Origin of the sequence: Paraburkholderia polaris (assembly GCF_012927345.1) — a bacterium.
In the GTDB taxonomy this organism is placed as follows: domain Bacteria; phylum Pseudomonadota; class Gammaproteobacteria; order Burkholderiales; family Burkholderiaceae; genus Paraburkholderia; species Paraburkholderia polaris.
Genome location: NZ_JABBGJ010000033.1, coordinates 67,317 through 90,067, shown reverse-complemented (window position 1 = coordinate 90,067; position 22,751 = coordinate 67,317). Strand labels below are relative to the sequence as shown.

The 22,751-nt window shown below is 63.3% G+C and carries 20 protein-coding genes and 1 pseudogene; 11 read left to right on the top strand and 10 right to left on the bottom strand.

Annotated features, from left to right (window positions below; genetic code table 11):
- Nucleotides 1-113: 113 nt before the first annotated feature.
- The 4 genes from HHL24_RS28225 to ftrA form a co-directional block, all read right to left on the bottom strand.
- Nucleotides 114-1,331: a DUF2252 domain-containing protein gene (locus tag HHL24_RS28225; RefSeq protein WP_169488636.1), complete on the bottom strand. Its 1,218-nt coding sequence runs from the start codon at nucleotides 1,329-1,331 to the stop codon at nucleotides 114-116.
- 42 nt (nucleotides 1,332-1,373) lie between these two features.
- Nucleotides 1,374-2,141 carry a bestrophin-like domain gene (locus HHL24_RS28220; protein ID WP_169488635.1) on the bottom strand — a complete coding sequence of 256 codons (768 nt, stop codon included), beginning with the start codon at nucleotides 2,139-2,141 and terminating at the stop codon, nucleotides 1,374-1,376.
- Nucleotides 2,142-2,293: 152 nt separating this feature from the next.
- The gene (locus HHL24_RS28215) at nucleotides 2,294-3,265 is read right to left on the bottom strand and encodes a hypothetical protein (protein WP_169488634.1); all 972 of its coding nucleotides are present in this window, start codon (nucleotides 3,263-3,265) and stop codon (nucleotides 2,294-2,296) included.
- Between the two features lie 367 nt (nucleotides 3,266-3,632).
- Entirely contained in the window at nucleotides 3,633-4,610 is a 978-nt protein-coding gene (gene ftrA, locus HHL24_RS28210) for a transcriptional regulator FtrA (RefSeq protein ID WP_169488633.1), read from the bottom strand.
- Nucleotides 4,611-4,733: 123 nt separating this feature from the next.
- Here ftrA and HHL24_RS28205 point away from each other — a divergent pair, with 123 nt between their 5' ends.
- The 3 genes from HHL24_RS28205 (at nucleotide 4,734) to HHL24_RS28195 (ending at nucleotide 8,265) form a co-directional block, all read left to right on the top strand.
- Nucleotides 4,734-5,147: a rhodanese-like domain-containing protein gene (locus tag HHL24_RS28205; protein WP_169488632.1), complete on the top strand. Its 414-nt coding sequence runs from the start codon at nucleotides 4,734-4,736 to the stop codon at nucleotides 5,145-5,147.
- A 119-nt stretch (nucleotides 5,148-5,266) separates the two neighbouring features.
- Nucleotides 5,267-7,336, top strand: coding sequence for a putative bifunctional diguanylate cyclase/phosphodiesterase (locus HHL24_RS28200; RefSeq protein WP_169488631.1), 2,070 nt, complete (start codon nucleotides 5,267-5,269; stop codon nucleotides 7,334-7,336).
- Nucleotides 7,337-7,458: 122 nt separating this feature from the next.
- Entirely contained in the window at nucleotides 7,459-8,265 is an 807-nt protein-coding gene (locus HHL24_RS28195; protein ID WP_169488630.1) for a hypothetical protein, read from the top strand.
- 32 nt (nucleotides 8,266-8,297) lie between these two features.
- On the opposite strand, the gene HHL24_RS28190 is transcribed toward HHL24_RS28195, so the two are convergent.
- The 3 genes from HHL24_RS28190 to HHL24_RS28180 form a co-directional block, all read right to left on the bottom strand.
- Nucleotides 8,298-8,732 carry a bactofilin family protein gene (locus HHL24_RS28190; protein ID WP_169488629.1) on the bottom strand — a complete coding sequence of 145 codons (435 nt, stop codon included), beginning with the start codon at nucleotides 8,730-8,732 and terminating at the stop codon, nucleotides 8,298-8,300.
- Nucleotides 8,733-8,979: 247 nt separating this feature from the next.
- Nucleotides 8,980-9,366: a hypothetical protein gene (locus HHL24_RS28185; protein WP_169488628.1), complete on the bottom strand. Its 387-nt coding sequence runs from the start codon at nucleotides 9,364-9,366 to the stop codon at nucleotides 8,980-8,982.
- The gene (locus tag HHL24_RS28180) at nucleotides 9,359-10,345 is read right to left on the bottom strand and encodes a M23 family metallopeptidase (RefSeq protein ID WP_169488627.1); all 987 of its coding nucleotides are present in this window, start codon (nucleotides 10,343-10,345) and stop codon (nucleotides 9,359-9,361) included. Before HHL24_RS28180 ends, HHL24_RS28185 begins: the two co-directional genes overlap by 8 nt.
- Nucleotides 10,346-10,366: 21 nt before the next feature.
- Here HHL24_RS28180 and HHL24_RS28175 point away from each other — a divergent pair, with 21 nt between their 5' ends.
- Nucleotides 10,367-10,714, top strand: coding sequence for a hypothetical protein (locus tag HHL24_RS28175; protein WP_169488626.1), 348 nt, complete (start codon nucleotides 10,367-10,369; stop codon nucleotides 10,712-10,714).
- 253 nt (nucleotides 10,715-10,967) lie between these two features.
- Here the strand turns inward: HHL24_RS28175 and dapA are convergent, their stop codons facing one another.
- Complete coding sequence (dapA, locus tag HHL24_RS28170) at nucleotides 10,968-11,897, bottom strand: 4-hydroxy-tetrahydrodipicolinate synthase (protein WP_169488625.1); 930 nt, start codon at nucleotides 11,895-11,897, stop codon at nucleotides 10,968-10,970.
- A 398-nt stretch (nucleotides 11,898-12,295) separates the two neighbouring features.
- Here dapA and HHL24_RS28165 point away from each other — a divergent pair, with 398 nt between their 5' ends.
- A complete protein-coding gene (locus HHL24_RS28165; RefSeq protein WP_169488624.1) occupies nucleotides 12,296-13,588 on the top strand; it encodes an aspartate carbamoyltransferase in 1,293 nt (430 codons plus the stop codon).
- 233 nt (nucleotides 13,589-13,821) lie between these two features.
- Nucleotides 13,822-15,285, top strand: a complete 1,464-nt coding sequence (locus HHL24_RS28160; protein WP_169488623.1) for an amino acid permease — start codon at nucleotides 13,822-13,824, stop codon at nucleotides 15,283-15,285.
- 18 nt (nucleotides 15,286-15,303) lie between these two features.
- On the opposite strand, the gene HHL24_RS28155 is transcribed toward HHL24_RS28160, so the two are convergent.
- Nucleotides 15,304-16,392, bottom strand: a complete 1,089-nt coding sequence (locus HHL24_RS28155; RefSeq protein WP_169488622.1) for a zinc-binding dehydrogenase — start codon at nucleotides 16,390-16,392, stop codon at nucleotides 15,304-15,306.
- A gap of 90 nt (nucleotides 16,393-16,482) precedes the next feature.
- On the opposite strand from HHL24_RS28155, the gene HHL24_RS28150 reads away from it, so the two are divergent.
- The 4 genes and pseudogenes from HHL24_RS28150 (at nucleotide 16,483) to HHL24_RS28135 (ending at nucleotide 21,568) form a co-directional block, all read left to right on the top strand.
- Complete coding sequence (locus HHL24_RS28150) at nucleotides 16,483-17,394, top strand: LysR family transcriptional regulator (protein WP_169488621.1); 912 nt, start codon at nucleotides 16,483-16,485, stop codon at nucleotides 17,392-17,394.
- A gap of 322 nt (nucleotides 17,395-17,716) precedes the next feature.
- Nucleotides 17,717-19,966 (top strand): TonB-dependent receptor, encoded by a 2,250-nt coding sequence (locus tag HHL24_RS28145; protein WP_169488620.1) that lies wholly within the window; start codon nucleotides 17,717-17,719, stop codon nucleotides 19,964-19,966.
- 10 nt (nucleotides 19,967-19,976) lie between these two features.
- Nucleotides 19,977-20,702 (top strand): annotated as a pseudogene (locus tag HHL24_RS28140) (tetratricopeptide repeat protein); the annotation flags it as partial.
- 182 nt (nucleotides 20,703-20,884) lie between these two features.
- The gene (locus HHL24_RS28135; RefSeq protein ID WP_169488619.1) at nucleotides 20,885-21,568 is read left to right on the top strand and encodes a Fe2+-dependent dioxygenase; all 684 of its coding nucleotides are present in this window, start codon (nucleotides 20,885-20,887) and stop codon (nucleotides 21,566-21,568) included.
- 118 nt (nucleotides 21,569-21,686) lie between these two features.
- Here HHL24_RS28135 and HHL24_RS28130 read toward each other — a convergent pair whose 3' ends face one another.
- Entirely contained in the window at nucleotides 21,687-21,968 is a 282-nt protein-coding gene (locus HHL24_RS28130) for a hypothetical protein (protein WP_169488618.1), read from the bottom strand.
- Nucleotides 21,969-21,997: 29 nt separating this feature from the next.
- Between HHL24_RS28130 and HHL24_RS28125 the strand changes: the two genes are divergently transcribed.
- Entirely contained in the window at nucleotides 21,998-22,747 is a 750-nt protein-coding gene (locus tag HHL24_RS28125) for a 2Fe-2S iron-sulfur cluster-binding protein (RefSeq protein WP_169488617.1), read from the top strand.
- Nucleotides 22,748-22,751 lie beyond the last annotated feature (4 nt).

Genomic DNA, 22,751 nt, shown 5'->3' with positions numbered 1-22,751 from the left:
CAAACGGCAATAACCTCTTTCTATCCGCTGTGGGCCGACAGACTAGGAACCAGCGCCGTCAGTCCAGGAGAACAAGGGGCACCGTCTAGCGATTTACCCAGCGCGACGCACCGCTAAGACTTCTTCGCCGACAAATTGAACGCGCCCCCGTCATAAGCCTCGCAATACGCTTTCCAGTCGGCGTTCACCTGCGCCTCACATTGCGTCGCGAGTTCGATCAACGGCAATTGCCAATCCTTGCGATTGCCGAACGCGATCAACTCGTCCGCAATTGACGACTTCTGCCGGCCGCCGCTGCGCAGTTGCGCCCACGCGCTCAATTGGGCCATGCTGTTGACCACTTCTTCGAGCCGCGGCAGCTTGCCGTCCCAGTCGCTCAACGCCACGCGGTCATCAGAAGGCTGCAAGCTGCGCAGCACATACGAGCACTGATTGAAATCGACCGCATGCAGGAACGCCTGCGAGACCGCCTGATTGCGCCGTTGAACTTCAACCACACGCTGCGCCTCGCTCTGCCACTTCGGCTGCGGCGTGCGTACATGGGGCGTCACCGAAGAAGGCAGGGCCTCTTTCAGATCGAGCAGATAGTTGCCATCCGGCGAGCCTTTACCTTCGACGAGAATCGCGTAGCGGTCCACGCCCAGGCTGCCCGTGCCGGCAATCCGCCGCGCCACGTCGATGATGCGATAGAAGTCCGGATTGGGTTGACTGGCGGCGAACTGATGCATGAACGCGGTGACCGCGGCGCGCGCCTCGTCACTGACCGGCAGCGCTTTCTTGCCGTCCACTTTCAGCACACGGGTCTTACCCCTGAGCGTGGTGCGCCGGTCGAGAAGCGCGACGCGCGTGCGGCTCGCCAGTGCGTCGAACAGATCGCGCACCATGCCGACCGACGTCTCCGCTTCGATCCAGCGCGATTTGCCGAAGGCGAGCGCCGCGCTATAAGCATCGACCGCGGTGTGGCAGAGCGCGAGTGCCTGCGCGCGGCTCAGCTTAAGGTCGCTCGCGCCGACCAGCACGCTCGTGAGGAGCCGCACCAGTTCGTAAAGACTCGGCGCGAGGCAGGCTTCATCGAAATCGTTGTTGTCGAAATAGATGAGGCGGTTGTCGCCCTTGTAGCTGCCGAAATTTTCCAGATGCATATCACCGCAAATCCACACCGGAGGCGCATCGTCGAGCACCTTGTCGCGCGGCAGACGCGCATAAAACAGATGACACGCGCCGCGCAGAAATACGAACGGCGAGCCGCGCATAAGCTTGTATTTCATCGCGAGCCGTTCGGGATCGCGGCCGGTATTGAAGCTTGCGATGGTCTGTCCGATATCCGACATGTGCTTCCCCTTCATACGACTCGATGCGGGTTCAGAACGGGTTCAATGCGAGCGGATCGAATCCGCTAGCACATGGAGATTTAGCGGCTTCACACGAATCACACCGCCGCGCGGGCTGTCGATATCGGCGACCAGCATGAACGACAGCGACACGATCAGCGGAACGATCAGCAACAACCCGGCTCCCGCTTTCAAACCGCGCGCGCCGTAGCCGACCAGCACGTTGGCGCACACCGAAATCAACACCATCAGCGCCCACGCCGCGGCGGGAATGCGATTCCACCATGCTGCCTGCGTGTAACCCTGCGTATTGAGCACGTCGTTCATTCCGGCGACGGCGAGTGCGACCACCGGCGTGGGCTGCGCGGCAGCGGCATTCTTCACTGTAGACCACATTGCGTCCTGCAGGCGCGATGTCTCGGCATTGACCCGGGCGAGCTCGCCGGCGTCGCGCGTCGTGTAGAACAGCTCGCGCTCGTCGAGATAGGTCTTCAGCAAGCCACGCACGCTCGCCGCATCGGCGGCGGGCAACAAATCGGCGCGGACGTATTCGGTGCCGATCGCGTTCGCCTCTTCTTCCTCGTAGTTCTTGCGTTGATCGTAACGGCCTACCGCCATCGAAAAAGTGAAACCGATGATCAGCGCGAGCAGCGTTAGCGTGGCGGCCTGAATCACGCTGAAGTCGTCGCGTGCATCCTCGTCGATCTTTCTGAATCGCCGCAACATCGACGCGCCGATGCGCGCCGACAACCACATCGCCACGAAGGAAAGGATGAACACGAGTCCCGGATAGTCGAGGAGGTTTTGCATGAGCGAGCGTTGTTCTTATCAGAGTTTTGTTAGCGGGAACGCTTTGGACGTTGATTAAACGTGCACGGCCACTGCATCATAAGAGACACCGCGCGGATGGGGAAGCATGCAGACGAAGCTGAACAGACGCGTGGCCGGGAGCATGCCGACCGTCAGGAGCCAGTCATCAGATAGTAACGTCCGTCCGCGCTGACATTGAAGCCGAACCCGCATTCTGTCGGCGAGCCATGCGTCTGTACATCGAGTGTCTCCGGTGCGGAGAGCTTGAACTCGATCAGGCATTTGTCCGCGTGTTTGTCCGACGGTTTGTCCGCTGGTTTGTCCGCCTGTTTGTCATAACGCGCGAGGTTGGTGATCCTCGCGGTGGCGTCGAGCGGGGCGTCACCGTTGCCATCGGTCATCGGCACGCGTGCCACACCGTCGTAAAACCGCACGTAGGCCGACAGGCTGCCCATATTTGCACCCGGTTGACCGTCGGCGCCAACGGTGGGATACACGAAGTCGCCGTCGATACGATAGACGCCGCGCCGCCCTTTCACTGGCTTCACCTCGACACTGTTCCAGGCGCCGAAAAACATATAACTGGCGAACCGCGCGCCGTTCGGCGGCACGCCGTTCACCACCGCTTTGCCGGCGATCGACTCGAGGCGCTGACGTGCGGCCGCCACGGCACGGCCGAGCAGCGCGTCGTTGGGATAGTCGTTGCCACGGCTCACCGCGGTCCGGTAGTACGCACGCGCGTCGGGGAGCGCGCCCAGCTTCAGTTGCACGTCGCCCTGGTGGACCAGCGCCATCGCCACGCGAGCCCGCGCCGAACTGGTTGCTTTCGGCGAGTTCTCCTCGTTCGCCTGCATGGCGGTGGCCTCAGCGAGCGCGGCCTCCATCTCGACCAGCGTTTGCGCTTCCTTGATGCGCCCGGCTTCAAGCGCGGCCACGCCCAACGCCGCGCATGACGCGTTCGTGCGGCACGGCACGTCCTTGCCCGCCAGCAGGTTGCGGCGATAGAGTTCGGCGCGCGAGTTGGCAGCTTCCGTTTGCGCCTCGACGAGCGCAGGCGTAAGCGCTGCAAGAGCAGCAGTGACGACAACGACGGCAGCAGCGGCGACGGCGGTTTTGACGTTCATGAGAAAGTGAGGACAGTGGCAATGACGCGCTTCAAAGTCACGCTTCAGGTAGCCGTATGCGCCACACGTTTGACGTGGGTTGCCACGGACGCTGGCCGTGATGCTGACAGAAAACCGGCGATTGCGCGAACCCTTGCATACCGCCGAAGCGAGCGGTCAGTCATGCGATTCAGTCGCAACGCCCGGCACGCGGCGCTCCGTGACTTTTGAGCAGGCACGGGGGCCTGCATGAAGCGCGTTCGACACGTCATGCGGCACGCATCGAACCGCTTGTCATGCACGAGCCGTGCATGATTTTGCACACCGGCAAGCGCTCGTTTGAAACGGTCCACGCATGTGAGAACGGCAAGACGGAAGTGACGCGCCTCTACCCGGCCGTCCGCACCACGGTCTGCACCCCGAACTTCTTACGATACGCGCCTGGGCTCGTCAATGCGATACGCCGGAAGTGCCGCCGCAGCGACTCTTCGGAACCGAAGCCCGCCAGCTCCGCAACGCGAGCCATCGGCAAAGGGGTCGGCGCTTCAAGCAATTCCCGCGCGATCCCCACGCGTTCACGCACCAGCCATTCGTAGGGCGCCATGCCGGTGGCGTCGTGAAACTGCCGTTGCAGCGTACGCGGACTCATCGCCGCCCGTTCGGCCAGCGAGCGCAAAGTGTGCGGCAACGCGGGATGGCGGCGCACCCAGTCCATCAGCTTCGCGAGGCGCCCGCCTTCGTCTTGCGGCATCGGCCGCGGCACGAACTGCGCCTGACCGCCCTCGCGATGCGGCGGCACCACGAGCCGCTGCGCGACCCGATTGGCGACAGCGCTGCCGTGATCGCGCCGTACCAGATGCAGCAGCATGTCGAGCCCTGCCGCCGATCCCGCCGAGGTGATGATCTGTCCTTCGTCGACGTATAACGCATCCGGCTGCACGCGCAATTGCGGATAGCGCTGTTGCAATTTGTCGGCGTAGCGCCAATGCGTCGTGACGGTCTTGCCGTCGAGCACACCCGAGGCGGCCAGCACGAACACGCCCGAGCAGATCGAACAGAGGCGCGCGCCGCGCTCATGGGCGGCGCGAATCTTCTTTAGCAGCGGTTCAGGTGGCGATTCGTCAGCGTCGCGCCAGCCGGGGATGACGATCGTGTCGGCGCGATCGAGCAGCTTGAGCGTGTACGGCGCGACGACGGTGATGCCGCCGGCTGCACGAATCGGACCGGGTTCGCTCGCGCATACCGCGAAGCGATACCAGTCCACGCCGAGTTCAGGACGTTCGAGCGCGAACAGTTCGGTCACGCAGCCGAATTCAAAGGTGCAGAGCCGGTCGTAAGCCAGCGCAACGACAAGATGATTGTGCATGGCGTGATGTTACCGGAGATTGACAATTACGCCACTTACCTGGCGGGTGCGGCGTCGCGACAATGAAGGCTCCAGAATCGCTTCGCCACGCAATCCCGCTCACTCTCCTATCGGAACCTTGCCATGCCGACCACCAACGCCACCAACGCCATCAATGCCGTTACCGCCATCCCCGCTGCCGATAGCGCCGCCGCCCTCGCCCACTTCCAGGCGTCGCTGCAATTCGAAACCGATTGCGCCGACGTTAGCGCGGCGCTCGCGAGTGGCACGCCCGGCTTCGTGCTGCTCGACGTGCGCAGCCCAGCGCTGTTCGAGCAGGGCCACGTGCCGGGCGCGCTGAACCTGCCGCACGGCAAGATCGTGGCGTCGAAGCTCGCGGAGTACCCGCAGGACACGCTGTTCGTCACCTATTGCGCGGGCCCGCACTGCAACGGCGCCGCGCGCGGCGCACTGTGTCTCGCGCAACTGGGACGGCCCGTGAAATTGATGATCGGCGGTGTCACGGGCTGGCTCGACGAAGGGTTCACCCTGGCATAAGCCACGGCCAAACGCGAGCCGCTCAACGCCCATGGCTAACATATTGAAAATCAATTAAATAAACGCCGCCAACTGTCGATAACAAGTTCAGCCGCTTCCCTCTCGCGGTTGGACTAAACATGCAGAGCTCATACAATTTTTGGCTGGTTGCAATCTCGTTCGTCGTCGCGGCGCTGTCGTCTTACACGGCGCTCGACCTGACGGGCCGCATCTTCCTGCTGGCGTCGGCACGTCTGCGGCACGCGTGGCGCCTGGGCGGCGCTGCGGCGCTCGGTGTCGGGATCTGGTCGATGCACTTCGTCGCCATGCTCGCCTTCTCGCTGCCGATTCCGCTCGGCTACGACTTCGCGACGACCGCTTATTCGCTGGGACTCGCGATTGGCGTGTCGTACCTGGCGCTGGTCGTGACGACCCACACGCGGCTCACGCCGCTTCGGCTCGTGGCCGGCGGCGTGCTGATGGGCTTCGGCATTGCCGGCATGCACTACACCGGCATGGCGGCAATGCAAATGGAGCCGGGCATCCACTATCAGCCGGTCTGGTTCGCCGGCTCGCTGGCGATCGCGATCAGCGCCTCGACCGCCGCACTGTGGATGGCGCGCGCGCTCAGTAACGACGACGAACGCCACGTGGTCCGCAAACGTTTCATCGCGGCGCTGGTGATGGGCGTGGCGATCAGCGGCATGCATTACACCGGCATGGCGGCCGCCGAGTTCCCGGTCGGCGCCGTGTGCGGCGCGGCCAAGGGCGTGAACGCGGCGTGGCTCGCGACTTCGGTGATTCTGTTCACGTTTGCGATTCTGATCGTCACGCTAATACTGTCGCGTTTCGATGCGCGCACCAGCTTTCTGATCGGCTCGGTGTCGAAACTGAACGGTCAGATCGTGCGGCTCGCCACGCTCGACACGCTGACGGGCCTGCCCAACCGCTCCACACTTACTAACCGCATAGAACGCGCGATCCATGGCGCGCGCCGGCAGCGTTCGCTGTTCGCCATCCTGTTCATGGATATCGACGGCTTCAAGACCATCAATGATTCGCTCGGCCACTCGGCCGGCGACGAAGTGCTGTCCGCGTTCGCACAGCGCCTTCTGCTGTGCGTGCGTGCGAGCGACACCGTCGCGCGTCTCGGCGGCGACGAATTCGTCGTGCTGTCCGAGAACCTGGATTCACGCGAAGATGCCGGCTCGATGGCCGAAGGCGTGCTCGACCGGATGCGCCAGGGCATATGGACCGATTCGCAACCGTTGCAGGTGATGCCGAGCATCGGCATCTCGCTCTATCCCTACGACGGCGAGACCGTCGACACGCTGCTGAAGCATGCCGACGCGGCCATGTACGAAGCCAAGCGCGCGGGCCGCAGCACCTATCGCTTCTTCGAGAAAAGCATGAATGAAGCCGCGACACGCACGCTGCAAATTCAAAGTGCGCTGCATGAAGCACTCAGCGCCGGACATTTCTCGCTGCACTTCCAGCCGAAGTTCCACGGCAACGGCAACTCGCTGGCGGGTGCCGAAGCGCTGATCCGCTTGCATCATCCGCAACTCGGCGCGCTGGCGCCGCTCGAGTTCGTTCCGATTGCCGAGCGCTCGGGGCAGATCGTGCAGATCGGCTACTGGGTCTTGCGCGAAACCTGCCGGCAGATTCGCCGCTGGGTAGAGCAAGGCCTGCCGTCGATGAAAGTGGCGATCAATCTGTCGCCGCGCCAGTTGTCGCAACCGAACCTCGTCGCAACGATGCTCGAGATTGTGAAAGCAGAAGGCGTGCAATGCGCACAGATCATGTTCGAAATCACCGAAACCGTGGCGATGCAGGACGCGCCGAAAACCATCGAAATGATCCGCGAGTTCCAGGCAAGCGGCTTTGAAATCGCCATTGACGATTTCGGCACCGGCTATTCCAGCCTCGCCTATCTGCAGCGCTTTCGCGTCAAGCAGTTGAAGATCGACCGCTTCTTCACCAACGGGCTCGACGAACACGGACCGGAAGGCAGTGCGATCGTTTCCGCGATCATTGCGCTCGCTCACTCGCTGGAAATGGACGTCGTGGCCGAAGGCGTCGAAACCGAATCGCAGCTCGACATGCTCAAGTCGATGATGTGCGACGAGATGCAGGGCTTCCTGCTAGGCAAGCCGCTCACCGCCGACGACTTCGGCGAGCTGCTCAGAGGAAGAATGGTGACCGCATAAGCATCCGGATCTGTTTGCAACGCATAGAGCTAAGCAATTCAGTTATTTATCATGGCGCGCCCCACTGCGTGACCTCGTATTACCGATAAGCAGGAACAGATAGATTGGCTGCTGGAGACTTGATGAAAATTGACGTGACGACGTTCCAAACGGTGTGGCTGATCACGTTTCTGTGCAGCGCCCTCATCTCAACGGCGCTGTCGCGCATGTTTGCGCAGGTGGGCGCCTTCCGCTTCTGGGCCGTCGGCTTTTATCTGCTCGCCACCGCCACGGCCTGCTTCACGTTGCATAAGATCTGGCACAACGATCTGCTGTTGGTGGCCACCGCGACGCTGGCTTTGCAAAGCCGCATTCTGATCTGGTCGGGCACGCGCGACCTGTTCGGCGCATCGGCGCCGTGGCGCGCCGGTCTTGTCGTCACTGCCGTGTTCTGCGTGCTGCATGGGGCCGCGCTGGCATGGAATGCGCCGCTGGTGGTCCGTGCCGTATTGCTGGCGCTGTTTTTTGCGCCGTGCCGCGCGGCAACGCTCTATGAAGTGTGCCGCCGGCGCCGTCCGCATCTCGGGACGGCACGTATGCTGGTAGCGGTGGGTAGCGGTATCGCGACGCTCAATGCCATCGTGCCGCTCGTGCTCGTGCTGCTCGACCGCGCCAACATGACGCTGCTATACGGCAATCCTCGCAGCACCTCGGTGCTTTACGCAGTGGTGTTTGCAGGTGATCTGTTGCTAACCATCGGCCTGATCGTGCTGGCCTTGCACCATCTGATCGTTGAGCGCGACATGCTCGCCACGCTCGACCGCGGCGCGCTTGAACGTCTCGCCGAAGCACGGGAAACGCGCGGATTGCGCGAATCGCAGCCGCCGCGCAGCGAGGTGCTCGGCCACGACACGTCCGCACAATGCCAGTCGCTACCGGGACCGGTTTGACGCAGCGCGCGGCCGCTTGGCCGATTAGCCGATTAGCCGGCCTTGCGCTCCTCGCGTGGGGTATCGGCCACGGAGACGAGAATCGGCGTCACCGTCTGCGCAGCTTCACGCTTGGTAAGCTTGCCGTCCACCGAGGCGCCGCAATCCATCCGCAACTGCTGGTAGTAGATGTTGCCGGTCACATGCGCATTGCTCTGCAATTCGACAAAGTGATCGGCGATCACGTCACCGACGATCCGGCCGTTGACCACCACGTCATAGCCATGCACGTTGCCCTCGATCGAGCCCCGGTCGCTCAATACCAGCAGCGTCTGGGCGCCGGGCTCGCCGCTGACGTTGCCCTTCACGTGGCCGTCCATGCGCAGGCCGTCGCTGAACAGAAGGTCGCCTGTAATCCGCACGTCATGTGCGATGAGTGTGGCGAGCTTGGTCTGCTGGATGCCCGCGTGCTTTTTCTTGCTGAACATAAGTACCTCATGGAAATGAAAATGTTCGTCGCGTGATGCTATCCGGGCGACAATCCGGGGGGGTTGCTGCTGGGTTGCTGGGTTGCTGGGTTGCTGGGTTGCTGGGTTGCTGGGTTGCTGGGTTGCTGGGTTGCTGGGTTGCTGGGTTGCTGGGTTGCTGGGTTGGTATTGCGCCTGCTGCTGGTTGGTGCTGCGTTGGCCCGGGTTCGACGCCGGGCTTCCGCACGCGGCGCTGCTCGCGCGGCAGTCAGGGGCGCGGCGCCGGCGGCTTCGCTTTGCTCTGGCCGCGCAGAAACTGCAGTTCGACGTTCAATCGCGCGACGTCGGCGGCAGCACCGTCCGCGGTTTTTTGCACCGCGGCGCGCGCCGCCGATTCCTGCGCCAGCGCAAGCCGCGTGCGGTCGAGCTCCGCCTGTTCGCTGCCTCCCTCCGCGGGCGCCGCGTTGCATTGATCAACCGGCGTGCCGGTGCGCTGCGTGTGCCACACCACAACGGCCGCCGCCCCACCTGCCGCGCTGAGCGCGCACACCAGCACCCATAGGATCATGCGAACGACGAGCGGCCGCGCCGGCTGCAACGTATAGGCGCGATGGGTCAGACGGCCCGCATCGCGGGAAAAACGTCGTTCAACCATGGGGCATGGGCGCAAATAGCGCGAGGTAGGCAGCCGGGTCGACCGGCGCACCGTTGACCAGCACTTCGAAATGCAGATGCGGTCCGGTGGAGCGGCCGGTCGAGCCGACATCGGCGACATACTGGCGCGGCAGCACCAGCTCGCCGACATGCACGACGATGCGCGACGCGTGGCCGTAACGGGTCACGAGACCGTTGCCGTGATCGATTTCGACCGCGTTGCCATAGCCCGATTTCTCGCCGGCAAAGATCACCCGGCCGCCCGCAGCCGCCAGAATCGGCGTACCGGTTTTGGCGACCAGGTCGATGCCCGGATGAAAACTCAAACGATGCGTGAACGGATCGGTGCGGTTGCCGAACGGCGAGCCGAAGCGCGCGCCGTCGGCGGGCATGCGGCCGGGGAAGGCGGCGTACGCGATCGCGTGGTCGGCGGTTTGTTGCTCGAGCGCGGACAGCGTCGCGGCGATGCAATCCAGTTGTTGCCGGGTACGCCCGGCATCGGCATGACCGGCCGGTTGCGGCATGACATCCGCACAGCGACGCGGCGGCAAGGAAGGGCCGCCCTCGCCTTCGCTGTCGGTCGCAGAGGTGTCGGGTTCAGAGGCGGCACCCGGCGTCGCTGGCATGGCCGACGTGGCCGGTGCGCGCGGCGCCGGCCGCGGTGTATTCAGACGGGCTTCGAAATCGTGCAACGCGCCGACCTGCATCGTCAGGCGCGCAATGCGCGGTTCGATCTGCGCCACGGACGCGTTCAGCTTGCCGAGTTGATCGATTGCATAGTCGTGCTCGACGCGGTTCGCCGCCTGATCGCCGGAGCCGCCGTGCGTCGGCCAATGCATGCCGATCGCGAGGCCCGCGGCGAGCGCCAGCGCGGCTGCGCCGAACGCCGTGGCAACCGCGATGGTCAGCGCGGTACGGCGCGTGACGAAGCTGACCGAGCCACTGGAGAGCTGACTGCCGGCGCGAAACACGGAGGACATCAGCGGCTCCCGGCGCGGGCCATGCGACCCGTGCAAGGCCGCGCACGGGCTGCGCAACGCACGTTCAGCTTGTGCGGCATGTTCGGCTTGTTGAACGCGCTGAGCGTGCTGAGCGTGCTGAGCGTGCTGAGCGTGCTGAGCGTGCTGAGCGTGCTGAGCGTGCTAAGCGTGCTGAGCGTGCTGAGCGTGCTGAGCGTGCTGAGCGTGCTGAACGCGCTGAGCGTGCTGAGCGTGCTGGAGCGGGAGAGGAAATCGGCGGACAAGACTAACTGCATGCGGCATCAACCGGACAACATACCGGCGGCGATAGTGGACAAAGGGCGCCGATTATCGCCTGGCATCACGAACCATCATCTCAAATACAAATAACGGGGCGAGACGCATAGCAACGTCTGCCAATTGCCACGGGAGAAATGCCATATGCCGGGCACGGCGCCACCGTGTCGCCGTGTCGCCGTGTCGCCGTGTCGCCGTGTCGCCGTATCGCCGTATCGCCGTATCGCCGTATCGCCGTATCGCAGCGTCGCAGGCAAAAAACCATGCGTTTCGTGCCCCGCACGCGTCCTAATTGCCGGGCGCATCATGCTGCGACGCGCACCGGCCGCCGTGAGTCAATCCGCACTCAAGCCGACAATGCCGCCGCGTGCACCGTTATCCGATCCAGCCCTTCCAGTTCCCTGAGCCGCTCGACCAGCGCATCGCCTGCACGCGTCATCGGCATGCGCAACTCGTCGCGTATCAGGCCTTGCGCGGCTAACAACGCTTTCACCGGCGCCGGATTCGGTTCGGCGAACAGCGCCTGGATCAGTGGCGCGAGCTTATTAAAAATACGCCGCCCTTCGTCGAGCCGGCCCGCGGACAACGCACGATACAGCGCGACGAACCGTTCCGGCCGCAGATGCGCCGAGGCCGCGATCGCCCCGCTCCCGCCCAGACACAAGGTGTTGAAAATATTGATGTCTTCGCCGGTCAGCACCTGCAAGCGGCCGTCGCGAATCAGCGCGAGCGTGGTGTCGAGCGAACCGGCGCAATCTTTCACCGCCTGAATTCGTGGATGCGCGGCGAGCGTCAGGAGCGTGTCGAGTTCGAGCCGCACGCCGGTTCGGTAGGGAATGTCGTACAACACGACAGGCTTGTCGCTCGCATCGGCAAGCGCCGTGAAGTGCCCGACGATGCCCGCTTGCGAAGGCCGGATGTAGTACGGCGCGGCCATCAGCACACCGGCTATCGGCAGTGTGTTCAGTTGCTCGATGCGCTCGCGCATGCTCGCCGTGTGATTGCCGGACACGCCGACCAGCACCGGCAGTGCTTGTGCGTCTGCAGCGCCGCGAGCGGCGGCATGCGCTTGCACTTCGTCGAGAATCGTCGCCAGTACGGCGTCCTGCTCGGCGGCGTCGAGCGCGGCCGGCTCACCGGTCGTGCCGAGCGCGACCAGCCCGGCAATGCCCGCGTCGGCATAGCGGCGCACCAGCGCGCGCAACGCGGCGTGATCCACCTCGCCGTCGGCGAATGGCGTGATGAGCGGAACCCAGATACCCGAAAAAATAGACATGTCTTTACCTCGATGACGACCGTATCGATTCCGATCAGCGGTGCGAAGGAGGAAAAACAGGGAGTGCCGCAGGCGGGCGTTGACCGGCTGTTCCGTCGCACATCTGACGGAACAGCTGCTCCGGTCAGATGAGCGGCTGTTTTTTGGCTTTGGCGCTAATGCTCGCGACATTCGCGCGTGCGACCACGGCGCTCGCAAAAGCGAGACGTGCAGTGATTGACGGGCAGAGTCGAAGCGTTTGGCCGGAATGCATGAAACGCAGTGTAACCGCGCCTGGCACAGGTTTGCAAAGTGGATTTGCAAACCTCACGCAAAATTGCTTGACTTCTGCGACAGGAAAACTAATATACGCACCGCGTACATAACCGGTGCGCAACCCTTTTCCGACAGGTGCCCGTATGAGCGTCCCGCAACAAGCCTTCCTACGCGATGCGATGCGTCGCCTGAACATGACCCGCGACACGTTCGCGAGCCGCATCGGCGTATCGCGCCGCGCGCTCGACACATGGCTGCTGCCGGACGATTCACAGGAATCGCGGGCCATGCCGGAGATCGTGGAGCGTTTCGTGTCGGAAATCGTGGTACATGGCGAGCCGGGCGAGAAGTATACGCAAAGCGTAGACTCACAGTCGCTTGCGAGCCAGATGCTCTTCGAGGGCAAGCCGCAACTGCTGTCGGTCGATCAGTTCTCGCGCGACTCGGTCGAGGCGCTGTTTCGCGTCGCCGACATCATGCAGCCGATCGCGCGGCGCCGGAAAATCTCCCGCGTGCTCGAAGGCGCGGTGCTCGGCAACCTGTTTTTCGAGGCCAGCACCCGCACCCGCGTGAGCTTCGGCGCGGCATTCTGCCGGCTCGGCGGCTCGGTGTGCGACACCACCGGCTTCACGTTTTCGTCGATGGCAAAGGGCGAGTCGATCTACGACACCAGCCGCGTAATGAGCGGCTATGTGGATGCGCTGGTGATCCGTCATCCGGAGCAAGGCTCGGTGGCCGAATTCGCGCGCGCCACCAACGTGCCGGTGATCAACGGCGGCGACGGTCCGGGCGAGCATCCGAGCCAGGCGCTGCTCGACCTGTACACGATCCAGCGGGAGTTCTCGCGGCTCGGCAAGATCGTCGACGGTGCGCATATCGCGCTGGTCGGCGACCTGAAATATGGCCGCACGGTGCATTCGCTGGTCAAGCTGCTGGCGCTGTATCGCGGCATCAAGTTCACGCTGATCTCGCCGCCCATGCTCGAAATGCCGAGCTACATCATCGAACAGATCTCACGCAACGACCATGTGATCGAGCAGACCCACGATCTGCCCGCCGGGCTGCGCGGCGCCGATGTGGTGTACGCCACGCGCATCCAGAAAGAGCGCTTCACCGACGAATCGTTCGAAGGCTATACGCCGGATTTCCAGATCAATCAGGCGCTGATGGACAGCGTATGCGGCCCCGACACGCTGATCATGCACCCGCTGCCACGCGACAGCCGACCGGGCGCGAACGATCTGAGCGTCGATCTGAATCATGATTCGCGCCTTGCGATTTTCCGGCAAACCGATAACGGCATTCCGGTGCGGATGGCGATCTTCGCGGTACTGCTGGGTGTCGAAAAACTGGTCCAGCATTCGATGCGCGACGCCGCGTGGCGCCCGCCCGTTTATCTTGGGCCGGACGACGCGGTGTTTCACGGCATCGATTGATCCGGATCCGATGCTTGAAAGACGGCCTTGCGGCTCACCCGCAAGGCCGCTTCGTTAACCGCAACACGATCTTCAGTACACACCCGATTAAATCCAGACTAGACTGAATTCGTCAGTTCCCTCCTGAACCGCACCATCAACGTGTCAGTCGCCTTAAAAGAAGTCGCTTATTGCAGTGCGTCACGGATCGATTCGATCCCGGATTCACCAACATACGAACAGGACGACTCATCATGGCCGACACGAGTTATATGGCGCGCAAATCCGTCGCGGATATTGTCGCAAGCGCGGAGGGCGGTGAACGCCACCTGTCGAAGTCGCTGGGCGCGCTCAGCATTACGGCGATGGGTATCGGCGCGATCATCGGCGCCGGCATCTTTGTTCTGACCGGCACGGCGGCGGCCCATTATGCGGGGCCGAGCATCATTCTTTCGTTTGTCCTCGGCGGGATTGCGTGCGCGTTTGTCGGACTCTGCTACTCCGAGCTGGCTGCCATGCTGCCGGTCTGCGGCAGCAGTTATACCTACACCTATGCCACGCTCGGCGAATTATTCGCGTGGATCATCGGTTGGGATTTGATCCTCGAGTATGCGATGGGCGCGGCGACCGTTGCGGTCGGTTGGTCAGGCTACATCGTGAGCCTGTTGCACAACGTCGGGGTCAACATTCCGCCCACCATGGCGGCTGCGCCCGGCACCACAGTGACGCTCGCCGATGGCAGCACGGTGGCCGGTATTGTCAATTTGCCGGCGGTCTTCATTATTGCCGTGCTGACCACCTTGCTCGTGCTCGGCACCAAGGAGTCGGCGCGGCTCAATAACATCATGGTGGCGATCAAACTGACCGTGGTGTTGGCGTTCATCGTCATCGGCGCCTTCTTTGTCCATCCGGCCAACTGGCATCCGTTCATTCCGCAGAATACCGGCGAATTCGGCAATTTCGGCGCGAGCGGCATTCTCCGCGGATCGGCCGTCGTATTCTTCGCGTTCATCGGCTTCGATGCGGTGTCCACCGCGGCCCAGGAGGCACGCAAGCCACAGATCGACATGCCGATTGGCATTCTTGGCTCGCTGGTAATCTGCACGCTGCTCTATATTGCGGTCGCCGGCGTGCTGACCGGACTCGTTCCGTATGCCGAGCTCAACGTCCCGGATCCGATCGCGAAAGGCGTCGATGCGATTGGCGTCACCTGGTTTTCCGTGCTCATCAAGATCGGCGCGCTGACCGGCTTGACGACCGTGATACTCGTGCTGCTGTACGGCCAGAGCCGCATCTTCTTCACGATGTCACAGGACGGCCTCCTGCCGCACCTGTTCGCGCGAGTCCACCCGCGTCTGCATACACCTCATCTGAGCCAGATGATGATCGGCGCCATCGTCGCGATTGTGGCAGCGTTCACGCCGATCAACGTGTTGGGCGAGATGGTCAGCATTGGCACCCTGTTCGCGTTCATTCTCGTCTGCGGCGCCGTGATCTATCTACGCCGCAGCGACGCTGACGCCACGAGGCCGTTCCGCGCGCCGGGCGTGCCGGTGATCCCGGTCCTCGGGATTCTGTTTTGCCTGCTGCTGATGGCCGGGTTGCCGCTCGTCACGTGGTTACGGCTCTTCGTCTGGCTCGTGATCGGGCTCGTCATCTATGGGATCTACGGTCGCAATCATTCGCGCCTTCGCCATCCGGAGCGGGCGCCCGACTGATAGCGCAGCGCGTCGCGCTCAACCCCACGCTTCGCGGGACTTGCCTTCCACGACCGTGCATTGCAGACCCGACATACGGCCGGCAGCGTCGATGGCCGCTTCGAGCTGGGCGAACGGATAGGACTTCAACTCGACCGCCTCGAGCGGAATCTGCCCGGACGTCACGAGCGAAACCAGCGCGAGATAGTCAGCGCGTGTGTACATGAAGTGGCCGATCAATTCCCAGTTGTTCAACAGCATCTCGCTGTACGGTATCGGCAAGTCCACTTGCATGCTGCCCATCAGCACGAGGCGCCCGCCGCGGCGCAGGCTGCGTAATGCGGCGAGGGTCGCGTTTGCGTCGGTAGCCTGCCCGACCATGTCGAACGCGAGGTCCGCTCCGCCACCACTAGCCGCGCGAATCGCCGCTGTGTCTTGCGCGGTGTCGCCAGTCAGCACGACGGGGATCACACGCCCGCGGCCTTGCTCAACCAGCGCTTGCAGCGGTTCCGGGCGCCGGCCGAGCGCGACTACCTTGCTCGCGCCGAGTGCCAGCGCGGCGAGCACGGCCGCCGAGCCGAAGTAACCGCTCGCGCCGTTGACTACCACTGTTTCGCCCGCCGACAAACGGCCGCGTCGCAAACCCCCGAAGGGCACCGCGAATTTGGCCAGCACCGCGAGACGTGCGGCATCGATCCCGTCCAGACCGTCCAGTGCGATCAGCGTCGATGCCGGGAATTCGGCCACTTCGCGCAATGTGCCGTGCGGAAACTCAGCCAGCAAAGCACCACTGTCGGCGCTGATGGCGGTGAGCCCTAGCAGCGCCTGCGCCGGTTCGCGCACCGTTTCGTCGGCAATCCAATACGGATTCACGGCGACCCGTTGACCGGCGCGAAATGCCACCACGCCCTCGCCCACCGCGACGATCCGGCCAACACCATTGGTGCCTGGCGAAAACGGTCCCGGTGGGTACGCGTACGGCAACTTCCCTTCGACATAGTCGCGCGTGTAACTCAGCAACGGTACCGCCTCCATCCTTACCAGCACGGCATTGCGGCGCGGCTCCGGTTGCGTCACGTCGCGCAAGGCCAGCGGCTTGCCGGGTTCATCGAGCATCCAGACTTTCATCTTGGTCTTCCTTCCGTTCGTTTCGGTGCTTGAACTGTAGAAGCACGGGACGTATTCTGGAAATCAATTACTCATATGCGACCCATCAACATGATTGATCTACGCGACATCGATTTGAATCTGCTGGTTTCGCTCGACGCGCTGCTCGCCGAGTCGAACGTCACGCGTGCGGCCGCGCGGCTGCATCTGACGCAACCGGCGGTCTCCACGCAACTCGCGCGTTTGCGGCAGATCTTCGGCGATCCGCTGCTGCTGCCCGCCGAAACGGGCCGCGGCATGACGCGCACGGCCCGGGCGCTGGAGTTGATGACGCCGCTGCATGCAGCGTTGAAGAACCTCGAAGCGGTGGTGCGTCACCAACCTGCCTTCGATCCACTAACCGACACGCGGCGCTTCGTGATCGCCGCGCACGACAACGCCACCGCGGTGCTCGGCATGCGCCTGATGGAGCGCTTACCGGCATTGTCGGGGCCAGGTGTGCGCGTGGCGTTTGTGATCGGCGATCAGCCCACTGCCGCGTCGCGGCTCGAAAGCGGCGAGATCGACCTGCTGCTCGGTTCCGACCGGATGATTCCGCCGTCGATGAAAGCCCGCAAGCTCTACGACGAGCAATTCGTGTTCGTGCAGCGCAAGGGCCACCCGCGCGGCACCGCCCCGCTCGATCTCGACACCTACTGCGCGCTCGACCACGTCCTGGTGTCGACCAGCGGCGGCAGCTTTCACGGCTTCATGGACGAGCATCTCGACGAACTCGGCCGCGAGCGGCGCGTCGCCTTGTCGGTCCAGCACTTCACGCTGGTGCCGGAGTTGCTGGCGAAAACCGACTACGTTTCGACACTGCCGTCGCGCTTCGCGGCACGCTATGCCGATCGGCTCGATACCTTTGCGCTGCCATTCGACGCGCGCGGCTTCACGTTGTACGCGGGATGGCATCCGCGCAACCAGGCCGATCCGGCGCTCGTGTGGCTGCGGGAGACGCTGGTCGAATTGGCGGCACTGTAAGAAATCGGGGCGGACGTAGTCCGTCTTTCGACCAGGAAGCACGTATTGCGCGCCGCGAGGCTACTCGTGCGGCGACAGCACGGCCATCACTCCCGCTACCAAAACCCTCCTTCGTCACCCATCATCCGCAATCTATGCGCCAATCCCTCGCATTGGCACACCCATGCAACGCCACGCCCGAAAATTTTTTGTTGAGAACGCTTCTCAATTACAAGCACATTGCATAGAATGCACCCCGAAATTACTTTGTAATAAATATGGAATGTCCGGGTAAGGAACGCATTCTCCGCCCGGCCGCCAGCACTTAACGACGGGGATAAAAATGAAGTTGCGGTCCGACGAACCGAAGCTCGGCAAAATCAGCACGACGCTGTGCAGCATGTTGGCTGCGGGTCCCGCTCTCGCGCAGGGCACGGCCGGCACGGCGCCGCCCGACAAGGAAAGTCAGCTCGCGCCGATCGCCGTGCAGGGTCAAGCAGACGACGGCTTCAAGACCGACCACTCAGCCTCGGTTAAATTCACGGCGCCGCTGATCGATACGCCGAAGTCGGTGACCGTGATTCCGCAGGAGTTGATCAAGAGCACAGGCGCCTCGACGCTGACCGAAGCGCTGCGTACGGTGCCGGGCATCACCTTCGGTGCCGGCGAAGGCGGCAATCCCCTCGGCGACCGGCCGTTCATTCGCGGCTACGACGCGCAGGGCAGCACCTTCGTCGACGGCATGCGCGACATCGGTGCGACCACCCGTGAAGTGTTCAATATCGAAAGCGTCGAAGTGACCAAGGGTTCGGACGGCGCCTACGGCGGCCGCGGCGGCGCGGGCGGCAGCATCAACCTGATCACCAAGACCCCGCATCTGGGCAATTCCGCCGACGGTAGCGCGGGCCTCGGCACCGACCGCTACCGCCGCTTCACCGCGGACGGCAACTGGCAAGTGGCCGATCACGCGGCATTCCGCCTGAACGTGATGAGCCACAACAACGACGTGGCCGGCCGCGATGCGGTCAACAACGAGCGCTGGGGCATCGCGCCGTCCTTCACCTACGGTCTCGGCACGCCGACCCGCGTCACGGCGAGCTACTACCACCTCTCGACCGACGACCTGCCCGACAGCGGTATTCCGTACTTCTACACGACCACCAACAAGCCGGCCAACGTCGACACGATCTATCCGGCCAATGTGGACCGTCACAACTTCTACGGACTGATCGACCGCGATTTCCGCAAGACAACCTCGGACGTCGGCACGGTGCGCATCGAACACGACATCAACAGCAACCTGACGATCCGCAACACCACGCGTTATACGAAGTCCACCCAGGACTACATCTGGACGCAGCCGGACGACAGCCAGGGCAACGTCGTGAACGGCATGGTGTGGCGCCGCGCGAATACGCGTGCCAGCGACGTCTACAGCCTCGCGAACCAGACCGAGCTGTTCGGCGAGTTCAAGACCGGCTTTCTGAAGCACAGCTTCACCACCGGCCTCGAACTGTCGCGCGAAACCAGCGTGAACGATTCGTACGCCGTGGCTGCAGCCACCGGCGCGATCTGCAAGACCAAGGGCATCGGCGCCGCGTCCGGCTATAACTGCACGAGCCTGTGGTCGCCGAATCCGAACGACCCGTGGGCCGGTTCGGTCAAGCAGGCGAACGATCCGAACGAACAGCGCACCACCACCAAATCGCTGTATGCATTCGATACGATCGAACTCACGAAGCGCTGGCAGGCCAACGTCGGCTTGCGCGTCGACGATTACTCGACGGATTTCCGCAACACGGTGGCCAACGGCGGCAAGCGCACCTCGCGCGACGACACGCTGTTCAACTACCAGTTCGGTCTCGTCTTCAAACCGGCTTCCAACGGCAGCGTGTATGCGTCGATCGCGACGTCGTCGACGCCGGCCGGCGCCCTGCTCGGCCAGGGCAGCGAAACGCAATCGCTGACGCCGGGCCGCGGCGGTGTCGGCGCGAACGCGGATCAACTCGCCCCGGAAAAGAACCGCAGCGTCGAACTCGGCACCAAGTGGAATGTGCTGAACAACCACCTCTCGCTGACGGGCGCGCTGTTTCAGATCGATACGACGAATGCCCGCGTCACGCTGCCGAACAACGAATACGCGATGGTCGGCAACAAGCGCGTACAAGGGTTTGAATTCGGCGTGGCCGGACAACTGACGAACAAGTGGCAGGTGTTCGGCGGCTACACGTACATGAAGAGCCAGTTGCGCGACAACGGCAAGACCACGTCGGATAACGGCCATCAGTTCCCGAATACGCCGAAGAACAGCATCAGCCTGTGGACTAACTACGATGTCCTGCCGAAGTTCACCATCGGCGGCGGCGCGTTCTACATGTCGCAGGTGTACGGCGACACGGCGAATCTGCGCGCGGTGCCGTCGTACTGGCGCTTCGACGGCATGGCGACGTACCGGATCAACAAGAAGGTCGATCTGCAACTGAACGTGCAGAACATCTTCAACCGGACGTATTACGACCAGGCGTATCCGGCGCACTACGCATCGATCGCAGCCGGCCGTTCCGCCTTCCTGACGCTCAACGCGCACTACTAAGCACGGCATGATGGAACAGGTGACGCTGAAGGCGCTGGCGAGCGTATCGCATGACGAGCTCGCCGCGATTCTCTCCGGGCCGCCCGCTAAAGCCGCCGCGTGGGTGGCGGCGGCCGCGCACAACGGCATCGTCGAAGCGCAGGCGGTGTACGGTCAGTATCTGCTCGACGGTCACGGCGTAGAACGCAACGCCGAAGAAGCGTTGACGTGGTTCAAGCACGCGGCACGGCAGGATCATCCGATGGCGATGAACATGTTGGGCCGATGCTATGAACACGGCTGGGGAACGGCGGCGTGCGCGCCAGTGGCGGTCTACTGGTACCGGCTCGCGGCGCGGGCCGGACTCGACTGGGGCATGTACAACTATGCATCGGCGTTGGCGCTCGGAAATGGTGTGGAGTGCGATCGTGCGCAGGCGCTGCAGTGGTTCCGGCGCGCCGCCGAAATGGGTCACGTGAAGTCGCTCAACTTTGTCGGCAGCTTTTACGAAGACGGCTGGGAAGTCGATGCCGACGCGAGCATCGCGCTCGACTATTACCGGCGCGCCGCGGTCGGCGGTGACTTCCGCGGCCAGTTCAACTATGCGCGGCTGCTGGCCGGGCGCGGCGAGATCGACGCCGCGCTGGCGTGGTTGCGGCGCGTGCCGCATTCGGCAACAGCGGCGTTCGTCGCAAAGATGCTGGCGTGGCTTGCCGCTTCGTCGGTTGGTGCGTTTCGGGTGCTGGCTGAGCAGTTGAGTGCAGACCTGCACGCGGGCATAGCGGCGAAAATGAGCGTTGATCCGGGCACGAATAGAAGCGCGGATCCGGGCATGGAGCCGGTCACGAATACAGGCACGACTGCAGGCGCGTTGATGCGCCACGCGCAGACACGCACGGCCGCAGGCGCGATGATGCCTCACGCTCAGGAGTCACGCGCATGATGCTGCATCTGCGAGGCGTACTCAGCAAACAACAGGTCACACAATGCCGCGAAGTCCTCGACGCGGCCCAGTGGACCGACGGCAATGCGACTTCCGGCGAACAGTCGGCGCAGGCCAAGCGCAACCAGCAATTGCCCGAAGGCTCCCCCGCCGCACGCGCGGTGGGCGACGCGATTCAGGACGCGCTCGGGCGCAATCCGCGTTTCTTTTCCGCTGCTTTGCCGCTGAAAGTCTTTCCTCCGCTCTTTAACCGCTATGCAGGCGGCGACGGTTTCGGCACGCATGTGGACAATGCGATCCGGCAGTTGCGCGGCACCGACTTCCGCATCCGCAGCGATCTGTCGGCCACGCTCTTTCTGGCCGAGCCGGACACCTACGACGGCGGCGAACTCTGTATCGAAGACACCTACGGCGTGCATCGCTCGAAGCTGCCGGCCGGCGACATGGTGCTCTACCCGGCTTCGAGCCTGCATCACGTGAACCCGGTGACGCGTGGCGTCCGGGTCGCGTCCTTCTTCTGGATTCAGAGCATGGTGCGCGACGACGGCGAACGCGCCATGCTGTTTCAACTCGACAACGACGTGCAGCGCCTCGCCGCCGAAAAAGGTTCGAACGATGCAACCGTGGTAAGTCTCACCGGCATTTATCACAATCTGCTGCGCCGCTGGGCTGACGCCTGATCTAGCGGACTCCTCGCGCCACGCAAAACAGTCTTTCTTTTTGCACCCAGAAAGAAGGCGCCTCCCCGTATTTACTTTCCTGTTCGTTAAGCGCAACGTCCATTGTTGATGCGCGCCACTACATTTTTAGTTGCGTTCTCCACGATTCGATCCGCTTCACCGCGACTCGCTGCCGGGTTACGGTGAATCCGGTTGCGCCGCGTCGACATAGCGTTGCGTTCGCAACGGCACCGAAATTGCTGAGTGATGAGTTAGACCGCGACGCTTCGGATGCCCGCGCATCGGTTAGCTGCATGTCGGTTAGCTGCATGTCGGTTAGCTGCATGTCGGTTACCTGCATGTCGGCTACCTGCATGTCGGCTACCTGCACGTCGGATACCGGCACGTCGCCAGCCTGCATTGACCTTTCAATGGAGCCAGCAAACCGTCATGTCCACGACAAACAAACGTCAGGATCCGGGCGACGAGCCCGCCGCCACGCCGCCCCAACCGTCGCGCCGCCGGTTTCTGCAATCGGCTGCCGCTGCCGCCACTGTCGGCGTAGCGCCGCATCTGCGCGCACAAACACAAACCCCGGCCGCGGCGCCGCCCGCCGAAGTTCATGCACCGGTGCCGGGCCGCCCGGTCACACTGACCGTCAACGGCCGCGCCTACACGCTGCAACTCGAACCGCGCGTGACCCTGCTCGATGCGCTGCGCGAGTACGCGGGCCTGATGGGCACGAAGAAAGGCTGCGACCGCGGGCAATGCGGCGCATGCACGGTGATCGCCGAGGGCCGCCGCATCAATTCCTGCCTGACGCTCGCCGTGATGCATGAAGGCGAGAACATTACGACGGTTGAGGGACTCGCCAGCAACGGCGTGCTGAGTCCGATGCAACGGGCCTTCATCGAACACGATGCGTTCCAGTGCGGCTACTGTACGCCCGGGCAGTTGTGTTCCGCGACTGCCCTGCTGAACGAATTCCGTAACGGCACGGCCAGTACCGTGACCGCCGACGTCCGCAGCCGTCCACCGCAACTCTCCGACGACGAAATCCGCGAACGCATGAGCGGCAACATTTGCCGCTGCGGCGCGTACGTGAATATCGTCGCGGCGGTGCGCGCCGTGCATGAGGGCGGCGCGCAGAACAGTGCAAGCGCCAGCAGCAACGGCCGCCATAACAACGGCAACGCCTGACGGA